The sequence below is a fragment of the Cesiribacter andamanensis AMV16 genome, assembly GCF_000348925.1.
In the GTDB taxonomy this organism is placed as follows: Bacteria; Bacteroidota; Bacteroidia; order Cytophagales; family Cyclobacteriaceae; genus Cesiribacter; species Cesiribacter andamanensis.
The window spans coordinates 1-9,825 of sequence record NZ_AODQ01000150.1 but is presented as its reverse complement, the minus strand read 5'-3'; the positions used below and the strand labels follow the sequence as shown (position 1 = coordinate 9,825).

Annotated in this window: 13 protein-coding genes; 12 read left to right on the top strand and 1 reads right to left on the bottom strand. The window is 56.2% G+C overall.

Annotation, left to right across the window (positions count from 1 at the left end):
- Positions 1-117 precede the first annotated feature (117 nt).
- From ADICEAN_RS18540 to ADICEAN_RS18530, 3 genes are all read left to right on the top strand, one after another.
- On the top strand, positions 118-1,611 hold the full coding sequence (locus ADICEAN_RS18540; protein ID WP_009197196.1) for a TonB-dependent receptor: 1,494 nt from the start codon (positions 118-120) through the stop codon (positions 1,609-1,611).
- A gap of 114 nt (positions 1,612-1,725) precedes the next feature.
- Positions 1,726-2,817, top strand: a complete 1,092-nt coding sequence (locus tag ADICEAN_RS18535; RefSeq protein WP_009197195.1) for a DUF6687 family protein — start codon at positions 1,726-1,728, stop codon at positions 2,815-2,817.
- Positions 2,818-2,829: 12 nt separating this feature from the next.
- Positions 2,830-3,456 carry a hypothetical protein gene (locus ADICEAN_RS18530; protein WP_009197194.1) on the top strand — a complete coding sequence of 209 codons (627 nt, stop codon included), beginning with the start codon at positions 2,830-2,832 and terminating at the stop codon, positions 3,454-3,456.
- 49 nt (positions 3,457-3,505) lie between these two features.
- Here the strand turns inward: ADICEAN_RS18530 and prmC are convergent, their stop codons facing one another.
- Positions 3,506-4,351 carry a peptide chain release factor N(5)-glutamine methyltransferase gene (gene prmC / locus ADICEAN_RS18525; RefSeq protein ID WP_009197193.1) on the bottom strand — a complete coding sequence of 282 codons (846 nt, stop codon included), beginning with the start codon at positions 4,349-4,351 and terminating at the stop codon, positions 3,506-3,508.
- 164 nt (positions 4,352-4,515) lie between these two features.
- On the opposite strand from prmC, the gene ADICEAN_RS18520 reads away from it, so the two are divergent.
- The 9 genes from ADICEAN_RS18520 to ADICEAN_RS23980 form a co-directional block, all read left to right on the top strand.
- A complete protein-coding gene (locus ADICEAN_RS18520; protein WP_040398172.1) occupies positions 4,516-5,130 on the top strand; it encodes a DUF5025 domain-containing protein in 615 nt (204 codons plus the stop codon).
- A 341-nt stretch (positions 5,131-5,471) separates the two neighbouring features.
- A complete protein-coding gene (locus ADICEAN_RS22780; protein WP_040398170.1) occupies positions 5,472-5,720 on the top strand; it encodes a hypothetical protein in 249 nt (82 codons plus the stop codon).
- Between the two features lie 54 nt (positions 5,721-5,774).
- A complete protein-coding gene (locus ADICEAN_RS23765; RefSeq protein ID WP_009197190.1) occupies positions 5,775-6,029 on the top strand; it encodes a hypothetical protein in 255 nt (84 codons plus the stop codon).
- Complete coding sequence (locus tag ADICEAN_RS18510; protein ID WP_009197189.1) at positions 6,029-6,958, top strand: MFS transporter; 930 nt, start codon at positions 6,029-6,031, stop codon at positions 6,956-6,958. The genes ADICEAN_RS23765 and ADICEAN_RS18510 overlap by 1 nt, the downstream gene beginning before the upstream one ends.
- A gap of 192 nt (positions 6,959-7,150) precedes the next feature.
- Positions 7,151-7,642: a PAS domain-containing protein gene (locus ADICEAN_RS18505; RefSeq protein ID WP_009197188.1), complete on the top strand. Its 492-nt coding sequence runs from the start codon at positions 7,151-7,153 to the stop codon at positions 7,640-7,642.
- 308 nt (positions 7,643-7,950) lie between these two features.
- A complete protein-coding gene (locus ADICEAN_RS21585; protein WP_009197187.1) occupies positions 7,951-8,460 on the top strand; it encodes a J domain-containing protein in 510 nt (169 codons plus the stop codon).
- Positions 8,457-8,747 carry a hypothetical protein gene (locus ADICEAN_RS18495; protein ID WP_009197186.1) on the top strand — a complete coding sequence of 97 codons (291 nt, stop codon included), beginning with the start codon at positions 8,457-8,459 and terminating at the stop codon, positions 8,745-8,747. The genes ADICEAN_RS21585 and ADICEAN_RS18495 overlap by 4 nt, the downstream gene beginning before the upstream one ends.
- Before the next feature lie 93 nt (positions 8,748-8,840).
- Complete coding sequence (gene ribD / locus ADICEAN_RS18490) at positions 8,841-9,569, top strand: bifunctional diaminohydroxyphosphoribosylaminopyrimidine deaminase/5-amino-6-(5-phosphoribosylamino)uracil reductase RibD (RefSeq protein WP_009197185.1); 729 nt, start codon at positions 8,841-8,843, stop codon at positions 9,567-9,569.
- Positions 9,570-9,702: 133 nt separating this feature from the next.
- Positions 9,703-9,825, top strand: a 123-nt coding sequence (locus ADICEAN_RS23980) for a dihydrofolate reductase family protein (RefSeq protein ID WP_394330772.1), incomplete at its 3' end; no start/stop codon positions are given.

Here is a 9,825-nt window from a genome sequence, read left to right as displayed (position 1 = left end):
CTTGAAGTCCTTCTTTGTAAGCGGCGGTTATTACGATGATAAGACCCTCATCAAAGCAATGTCTTCAGCGGCCGGGAGCAAACCTACCAGGCCTGGTACGGCACCCCCGAGGCGGTAGTGCGGGGAGATGCGGCAGGCATAGAGGCCTACATTGCCCGCAACTGGATTGATGACGAGGAGCAGCTGCGCAACCTGCGCACCGCCGGCCGCACCTACAACTATTATACCTACGAAAACGAAACGGACAATTACCAGCAGGACCACTACCAGCTGCTGTTTGCCCGGGACCTGAGCCCCAGCCTGCAGCTGAACCTTGCCGGCCACTATACCCGGGGGCAGGGCTATTACGAGCAGTTTCGCCCCAACGACCGCCTCTCCAACTATGGCCTGCCGGCGGTAGAGGCGGGTGAAACGCCCATCAGCCGCACCGATCTGATCCGCCGCCGCTGGCTCGACAATCATTTTGGCGGCCTCACCTACTCGCTGGCCTGGGAGACCAGCAGCCCCCTGAAACTGGTATGGGGCGGTGGCTGGAACCGCTACGATGGTGACCACTTTGGCGAGGTGATCTGGGCCCGCTACGCCAGCACCAGCAATTTGGGCGATCGCTATTACGACAACAATGCGGTTAAAACCGACTTTAACAGCTTCCTGAAGGGGTACTATGCCCTCAGCCCCCGCCTTGATCTGTATGGCGATGTGCAGTACCGCCGCATCGATTACCGCTTTGGCGGACTCAATAATGACCGCAGTCTTATTGCCGGCGATTATGAGTACCACTTCTGGAACCCAAAGGGGGGGCTTAGTTACCGCCTTACACCGGACTTTCGCCTGTACACCTCCTATGCCATTGCCCACCGGGAGCCTGTGCGGCGCGATTTTACCGACGCTCCCCTGCATGCCGAGGGCCAGGGCCGCAACATCCCCAGGCCCGAAGTGCTGCGCAACCTGGAGATGGGGTGGGAGGGCCGCCTGTCGCCTCAGCTGCAGCTCAGCGCCAACTACTACCTGATGGACTATAAAGACCAGCTGGTGCTCACCGGCGAAATCAACGATGTAGGCTCCGATATCCGCATCAACGTGCCCGAGAGTTACCGCATGGGTATGGAGCTTCAGGGGGTCTACACCCCCATACCGGAACTGAAACTGGAGGCCAATGCCACTTTTAGCCGCAACCGCATTGGCCGGTTTGAGGATGTGCTGATGAACTACGATACCGGCCAGCAGCTGCGTACCGAAATCACCAATGCCCCCATCGCTTTTTCACCGAATGTGGTTGCCAACGGCATTGTAAGTGTATACCCCCAGCGGCAGCTGGAGCTGAGCCTGCTGAGCAAGTGGGTAAGCCGCCAGTACCTGGACAATACCGGCGCCGACAGCCGCAGCCTGGATCCCTATTGGGTAAATGATCTCCGGGTTAATTACAGCATCAGGCCCCGTTTTGTGGAAGAGATCCGGCTAAACCTGCTGGTGAACAATCTCTTCAATACCCTTTACTCCAGCAACGGCTACACCTTTGGCTATATAGCCGATGGCGAAACCATCCGGGAGGTATTCCTGTACCCCCAGGCCGGCACCAATTTCCTGATAGGAGCTACCCTTCGCTTTTAATTTTGGTAGGTGATGATGAGCAGCTCCTCCATCCTGTGGAAGGGCTGCTCTTTTTTCTTCCAGAATTTTTTATTCGCCGGCAGAATCCGGCATTTTTAAGTGACCCCAGCCTGTATGCAGACAAAACAGTTCATCCCTTTTTTAGACATTCACCAGTACCAGGGGGTGCTGGTGGTAGACAGCTTCCATCCGCGGGGGCTGGTGCTCTCGCACTGGCGCGGCGCGCCCAAACTGCCGCAGCTGCACGATGATACCAGCGCCGGCATTGTGCTGAATGCGCTGAAAGCCGATCTGCCCGAGCTACATACACATGCGTATGTAACCAACAACCACTTTGATATAGACGGTTTTCTGGGGGTCTGGAGCCTGCTCTATCCTCAAAAAGCGCTGCAGCACGAGCAGCTGATCCGCAAAATGGCCCTTATGGGGGATTTCCGGGAGATGGATTTGCAGACAGAAGAAGACCACCTGGCCCTGAAGCTGGTTTGCTGGATCAACAGGGCCGAAAGCGGGCGCTTTTATGCCCCCTTTGCCTCCTATGCCCCCCGCCAGAGCGAGGTAAAACTATGTGTGCCTAAATACACCTTCTTTTTAGAGGCGTTTGGTGCCGTGCTGGAGGATCCGGAGCGCTACCGGGCCGAGTGGCAGCAGGAATATGAGCAGGTAGTAGCTGACTGGGCGGTGATGCGGGGGCCCAAAAGCGGGCTTACCCTGGAGCGGAGCATACGCCTGCTGGTGGTAGAAACGCCCGAGCCCCTGCACTACTATGCACTCTTTGGCCAAAGCGCCCCGGCCGATATGGTGCTAAGCCTCTACAGCGGCAACCGCTACGAGCTGGAGTACAAGTACACCAGTTGGGTAGATACGGCCCACCGCCCCGGCTTTCCCCGCCTGGACCTGCAGCCCCTTGCCGGACAGCTCAATGCGCTGGAGGAAGGACCCCACCGCTGGGCGGCCGATAAAATAACCGATACCGGCCCCATTTTGCGCCTGCAGGGTACCCCCCTGAGCAAGGAAGAGCGTTTTGATCATCCCTACAAACGACCCATTTACGCCTCCAGCATTCCCAGCCGCAGCTTTAAGGCAGTAGTGCAGCAGTACTTCGAGCAGGGCTATCGCAACCAGCCGCAAAAGCCCCACTGGAGCTGGGCCCAGCTTCGGGCACTCAACGAGGCCCTTTTCTCTAAAAAGGAAATTCCACTTTAACCAGCCATCAGCATGTCCAGCCACCACATTGTTCGGGATGAGCAGGAGCCCGCCCTGCTGCTCTGGCAGCCGGGGCAGCTAAGCTTTGCGCAGGCCGGCCAGCTGCTGGAATGGAGCCCCCGGGTGGTGGTGCACCAGCAGGCCCTGGCCGAGGCGCTGGCCTGGGGCATTAAGCTGGATGCTGTGTGGGCAGCCTCTCTGGAGCAGGATACCGTAGTGCAGCAGGTGGCCCATCAACAGCCGGTGGCCGTACTACCGCTGCCGGCCAAAGACCCTCTGCAGGGGGTTATTGCCTGGCTTCGGAATAAGAAGCAAAGCAGCCTCAACCTGGTGGCCGATGCCGAAGCGGACACCTTTGCCCTGCTCCGGCAGCTGGAAGGGATGCAGCAGGAGGGGGTGCAACTTCAGCTGATCAGCCAGGGCTGGCGCTACAATTACATTCGCCGCCCCGAAATGCGCAAGTGGCTGCCGGCTGGGAGCCTGCTGCGGGTGCTTGCCTTTGGTGCTTTTCCGAAGGTGGAGGGGGTAATGATAGAAAGCCATGCAGCCGGGCCCCAGCGGCAGGAGATCCGGCTCCAGCAATCCGGCCTGCTGTCCTTCACAGGGGGAGAGTCGTTTTGGTTGGGAGAGCATTTGTAGCAGATAGGCCAATACATACAGTTTGTAAGTAAGCTACTTGAGCGCATCGTCATCCTAGTATCCCCTCTACCATGCGGGCTTTTCCCTGCAGGTCGGGCAGCACCTGCACCTGCCCAAAGCCAAGCTGCTGGAGCAGGCCGGCTACCTCATGGCCATAGGCCTCATTGATCTCAACATAGAGCCAGCCCCCCTTCTTCAGTTTTTTTGCCGCTTCCCGGGCAATGGCCCTGTAAAAGCGCAGGGCGTCCTCATCGGGCACAAAAAGGGCCAGGTGGGGTTCCCAGTCCAGCACATTGGGCTGCATCTTATCGGCCTCGCTTTGCCGCACGTAGGGGGGGTTGCTCACCACCACATCCAGCTCCTCCGCCGGAAAGGGGGCCTGCAGCGCATCGGCCTGCAGCAACTGCACTTCCACCCCAAGCCGCTGGCGGTTCTGTTCGGCAATGGCCAGCGCTTCGGGGCTGATGTCGGTGGCCCATACGCTTGCTCCGGGCAGTTCCTTCGCTAGCGAAAGGGCAATACAGCCACTTCCGGTGCACACATCCAGAATCCGCAGGGGATGTTGCTGCTGATGACGCTCCAGGATGCGCTGCACCAGCTCTTCGGTTTCGGGCCGGGGAATGAGCACGGCCGGCGAAACCACAAAGTCGTGTCCCCGGAAATTGGCCACCCCCAGCACATACTGCAGCGGCTCGTGCCGGAGCAGGCGGGCGATGGCCTGCTGCAGCAGCTGCTCCTGCTGAGCGGAGAGCGCAATTTTTTTATCCAGCACCACATCCATCAGGCTAATGCCCACGATTCCCTCCAGCAGCCAGTAGGCTTGCTGGCTGGCCGATTCGCCCAGGGGCGTCAGTTGCTGATAGGTGGAGCGGTAAAGAGGTCCGGCGGTGTGCATGGGAGCAAAGATAGGAAGGGTGGGGGATTTTAGCAGGAAATATGGAGGTGGTAGGATAATGAAGCTGAATGTGTATATTGTGTTAAAAAGGAAGAATGTAAAGGGAGTACGAAGACTACCCCCTTTACATCATAAAATCAATCCACTAACTCGCCTACACCAGAATGTTAATCAAACTCACTACAACAGCAATGCTGGTGATGAGCCTGCTATTTGTCCTTAGCTGTGAAAAAAAGGAAGAAGAGACCATACATACACCGGTGAATTCTTTATCTATGGAAATAAATGGCCAGGCATGGAAACCTTACGAACGAGACCCCTGCACCAGTACGTTTATGTGTTCCTGGACAGGTGTATCAGGTCCGGGTGATATAGATATGGATCTCTATACGATCAGCGCCTTTAAGGATACGAAAGGGAGAGCAGATTATAGAAGTGAAAATCAGCTAAGAATACAACTTACGGATGTTGAAGCACCAGGGGTTTATCTAACAACCGGCTCTTATAAAAGCGATTTTGACTCCTATGCCATTTTTATAGACAGAACAGCTGGTGATGCACCCGAAAGCGGAAAAAGGTATGTGAATAAAACCGTAGAGAACTCCTTTTATGTGCAGGTGGAAGAAATTTTACCCAGAGAAGGAGTCTCACCAAATGGTATCAGGGGAACATTCTATGGAACTCTGTACAATGAGGAGGACCCTTCGGACTATATCCTGATTCAAAAAGGGGAGTTCACATTCCAAATACTGGATTTTGGCTGGAACCACTGCAGATAAAAGAAAGCAGATGGTCTCACTTGTAAGCTAATACTTTTGTAAGGACAAAATTCAGCTTTCTGCTACAGTAGCCAGAGCACAAGCCCCTTCCTTATGGATCAGAACAGCATGCGTTTATAATTTGTTAAATACAGCTCAAACTATGCGCTCATAGGACTATATTTGTGCTCTTATTCTCTACGTCATTTAGGTGTTTTCTTATGAGAGCTGGATATCTGGTGCTGAAGATCAATTTGCTACTGGTGCTTATGGCTGCAACTGGCAGCTGTTCGCATTATAGAATGAATCCTACTACTCCACATGTATACCCGGCGAGAGAGAAAGGGTGTGCCCTTACCTATTTGACCAAAGCACCGGAAGATGGCAAACGCTATGTGGTACTTGGCGAGTGTACAGGAAAAGGCATGAAAGGAATTGTCAATAATGAGTTTGAGGCTGCTCATAAACAAGTAGAGGCCTGCGCCTGTAAACATGGGGGTAATGCGATTATTCTGACCAATAGCTATGTGCAGGGTGGCCGGGATCAATATGGAAATTACCTTCAGTACAATGGGGCAGTAAAGGCACTGGTGATTTATATTCAGGAATAGTTGCACAAAGGTGCGCATGCTGTTTTACCTTCATTAAATTTTGCCTCTCGCTGATTGTCCACCACCCCCCACCCTCCTTTCCGCATCCTGCCCATCATAGTCCTCTCCCAGGTGGCGGGTACGTCACTCTGGTTTGCGGGTAATGCGGTAATGGCCTCCCTGCAACAGGAGCTGGGGCTGGCGGCCTCGGCCCTGGGGCACATGACCAGCGCGGTGCAGCTGGGCTTTATTGCCGGTACGCTGGTTTTTGCGCTGCTGACGCTGGCCGATCGCTTTTCTCCCTCAAAAGTATTTTTTTCTCGGCGCTGATGGGCGCCCTTTTTAACCTAGGGGTGCTGTGGGCCGGAGGGGTTGTATCGCTGCTGGTGCTGCGGGTGCTTACCGGCTTTTTTCTGGCGGGCATCTATCCTGTGGGGATGAAAATTGCCGCCGACTGGCACCAAAAAGGCTTGGGCAAAGCCCTGGGGTATCTGGTGGGCGCCCTGGTGCTGGGCACCGCTTCTCCGCATCTGCTACGGGCGCTGAGCAGGGGACTGCCCTGGCAGGGGGTCTTTATCGCAACTTCGGCACTGGCGCTGCTGGGTGGCCTGCTGATACTGCTGCTGCCCGATGGCCCCTTCAGGCGCAGGAGCCAGGGCCTCGATCCGGGGGCGCTGCTGCGGGTCTTTCGTAACAGGTCCTTTCGGGCGGCGGCAGGAGGCTACTTTGGCCATATGTGGGAGCTGTATACCTTTTGGGCCTTTGTTCCCCTCTTGCTGGCGGCCTATGCAGAGCAACATCCGGAGCAGGCGCTGCCCATCTCGCTGCTCAGCTTTGCCATAATTGGCATTGGCAGCGTGGCCTGTGTGGCAGGGGGGTACCTCTCAGAGCGAAGGGGCAGCGGTCGGGTAGCCTTTTGGGCGCTTTTTCTTTCCCTTTGTTGCTGCCTGCTATCGCCCCTGACCCTCTATATGCCACTGCCGCTTCTCCTAAGCTTTTTATTGCTGTGGGGTGGTGTGGTTGTGGCCGATTCGCCCCAGTTTTCCAGCCTGGTAGCCCAACATGCGCCTAGAGAAAGTACTGCTACGGCACTTACTATTGTTAGCTGCATTGGTTTTAGCATTACCATTGTGAGCCTGCAGCTGCTGAATCTGCTGCAGGCCTGGCTGCCGGGCCAATACCGCTTTACTGTACTGGCGCTGGGCCCCCTGCTGGGTTTGTATGCCCTGCGCCGGTTGGTGTGGCCGGCCAAAAACTAGCCGCTGCCCGGGTTTATTCCTTTCCTCTTCCTTTTTAAAAGTAGCCCATATGGTATAAACTATTGTAGGCCAGATGCGTATGTTTATACAAATGTTTATTAATTTAAACGAATAATTCATACTTAGCTGAATTTTCAAGCGTTTTACCTGTTTTTACCTTAAAATCCTCCACACACCTATCTTTTATATGCCATGAAGCAGAGCCACTCCACCATTGGAAAAACCGCACCGCTCCTTAGCTGGGATGTGTATGCCCTGCAACAGTATAGCGCCACCCATGCACTGAAGGAAGATGTGCGGCAGCTGGAAATGCTGGCCCGTTTGGGGGGATGGGTGCACAGCTGGAATTTTACACAAAAGGTGGTGCAGGAGCGTAAGACAATTCTTGTGACCAGCCTCAACCAGCAAATCCTCTTTGCCAGCAGCAGCCTGTTTGCCATGACGGGTTATTTGCCGCAGGAAGTGCTGGGCAAAAGCCCGAAGATCTTTCAGGGGCCGGAAACCAGTCCTGAAAGCAAAGCCCTTATTCGCAGCGCACTGCAGGCCCAGCAGCCCTTTGCCGCTCTCCTTACCAATTACCAGAAAGGGGGTAGCGCTTATACCTGCCAGGTAGAGGGCTTTCCTGTTGTAGATCACCGCGGAGCGCTGGTCAACTACATTGCCTTTGAGCAGGCAGTCTTCTAAGAGCAGAGCCCTATGCTGCTTTCTGCTCCCGCAGGTGCATAGACGCTGTGCCCCCCTACCCATTGGTACTAGCCCCCCCTTGCCTGTCTACCTGTATGCACAGGCTAGTGGGGCAACGGGCTGAACTCCGGTAGCTTTTTTTCGTATAGTAGCAGACCCGCAGTATGGCTATACTGTGTCTGCTAGGCTTTTCCGCTCAGGGAGAGCCCATTTTACGCTACATGCCTCAGGTACCGGTATTCCCTTTGCGGCGAATGCTGTCTGGATCTACCAAAAGGCAATGCTATGTCCCGCTTTGGCGCCCGTGCATGAAAAACTACTACAGCATTTTGCAGCTTGCTCCTGCGGCTACTCAGCCGGAGATCAAAAAAGCATACCGAATGCTGGTAAAGAAGCACCATCCCGATGTAGCCACTACAGCAGCGGGGGGCATCAGCATACAGGAAATCAATGAAGCCTACCGGGTACTGAGCAATCCGCAAAAGCGCCAGGCCTATGACTGGGCCTATTTTGCGTCTGGTGACGAGGAGCAGGCGCCGGCCATCCACTATGCACCTGCCGGGGAGAGACCGTCCCGCCGCCAGCCCAGAGAGCGGGAGCGTATCGCGCCCTATATGAGGTACGTGTACCCGATTCTGCAGACGTCTCTGGCCTTTTGTCTGCTGCTGCTGGTGGATTATGCCCTGCCGCTGCGCAAAAGATCGACCAGACCAAGTACATCATTGAAGTGTATGCAGAAGAATACCGCGCCAAAGCAGCCCGGGGTGCACGCCGCTACCTGGACCATTCCCAGCTGCACACCTTTTCGGGCAGGGTGATCAACATACCCGCTTCAGCAGGTAGCGCCTTCTCCGAACAGCCCAACCTGCTTATTTTCCAAACCCCCATCTTCCGTAAGCCGGTTTACGTAGCCCCGGCCAGGACCCAGAGCCTGCGCTACCGCATCGGCAGTTCTATTTATGGCAATTTTGCTTTTATTCCCCTGCTGTTGCTGCTGCTTTCCGGCCTGGGACTCTATAAGGGGCTAACCCCTGAGCTCCGCTTTTCCATGGGAGTATCGGCGGTAGTTTTTCTGCTTATTTCCATTGGCTTGCTGGTGGTATAGGGCTGAGGGCTTCCCGGCTTCCTGCACCCTACCCCTTTTTTTCCCGCGGGTCGGTCCGCTCCAGGCTCGGCAAAACTTGTTACCTTTAGCACCATGACACAGGAACAGGACAGGCTGTACATGCAGCGGGCGCTGGAGCTGGCCCGCCTGGGAGCGGGCCGGGTAAGCCCCAACCCGCTGGTGGGCTGTGTGGTGGTGCATCAGGAGCGCATCATTGGCGAGGGCTGGCACCGCCAGTGGGGCGGTCCTCATGCCGAGGTAAATGCGCTGGAGAGTGTAGCCGATAAAGCGCTGATTGCCCAAAGCACAGTGTATGTAAGCCTGGAGCCCTGCAACCACTGGGGCAAAACACCCCCCTGCACCGATCTGCTGCTGCAGCATACCCCCCGGCGGGTGGTGATCTGCAATGCCGATACCAACCCCCGGGCCGCCGGCGGGCTGGCGCGCCTGCAGGAGGCGGGCATTGAGGTGGCAACCGGCCTGCTGGCCGAAGAGGGCCGCTGGCTCAACCGCCGCTTCTTTACGTCCGTAGAGAAGGGGCGTCCGCACATCATCCTTAAATGGGCCCAGACCGCCGATGGCTACATGGCCCGTAGCGATTACAGCAGCAAGTGGATCAGCAACCCCTACGCCCGCCAGCTGGTGCATAAGTGGCGCAGCGAGGAAGATGCCATTCTGGTCGGCAGCAATACCGCCCGCCATGATAACCCCCGGCTCACCAACCGGGACTGGGCACCTGCCCAGGCGCATGCACTACGCCAGCCCCTGCGGGTGGTGGTAGACCGCATGCTTTCCCTGCCCGAAGAGCTGCACCTTTTTTAACAGAGAGTGGCCTACTATATGCTACAACCTGCTGGCCGACCGGGAGGCCGAAAATCTTATTCTGAAAAAACTTCCCCTCGACCATTTCTGGCCCCAGCTCTTTGCCGATCTGCATGCCCGCTCCATCCGGTCGGTGCTGGTAGAAGGGGGTCCGCGCCTGTTTGAGCAGCTGCTGGCGCTGGGCCTGTGGGATGAGGCCCGGGTGATCACTGCCCCTCACAGCTTTGGCAGTGGCCTGGCTGCCCCCCGCAAACAG

Coding starts and splice junctions, on each gene's coding strand:
- ADICEAN_RS18535 (WP_009197195.1), top strand. CDS start 1,726: ATGCAGACAAAACAGTTCATCCCTTTTTTAGACATTCACCAGTACCAG.
- ADICEAN_RS18530 (WP_009197194.1), top strand. CDS start 2,830: ATGTCCAGCCACCACATTGTTCGGGATGAGCAGGAGCCCGCCCTGCTG.
- prmC (WP_009197193.1), bottom strand. CDS start 4,351: ATGCACACCGCCGGACCTCTTTACCGCTCCACCTATCAGCAACTGACG.
- ADICEAN_RS18520 (WP_040398172.1), top strand. CDS start 4,516: ATGTTAATCAAACTCACTACAACAGCAATGCTGGTGATGAGCCTGCTA.
- ADICEAN_RS18510 (WP_009197189.1), top strand. CDS start 6,029: ATGGGCGCCCTTTTTAACCTAGGGGTGCTGTGGGCCGGAGGGGTTGTA.
- ADICEAN_RS18505 (WP_009197188.1), top strand. CDS start 7,151: ATGAAGCAGAGCCACTCCACCATTGGAAAAACCGCACCGCTCCTTAGC.
- ADICEAN_RS21585 (WP_009197187.1), top strand. CDS start 7,951: ATGAAAAACTACTACAGCATTTTGCAGCTTGCTCCTGCGGCTACTCAG.
- ribD (WP_009197185.1), top strand. CDS start 8,841: ATGACACAGGAACAGGACAGGCTGTACATGCAGCGGGCGCTGGAGCTG.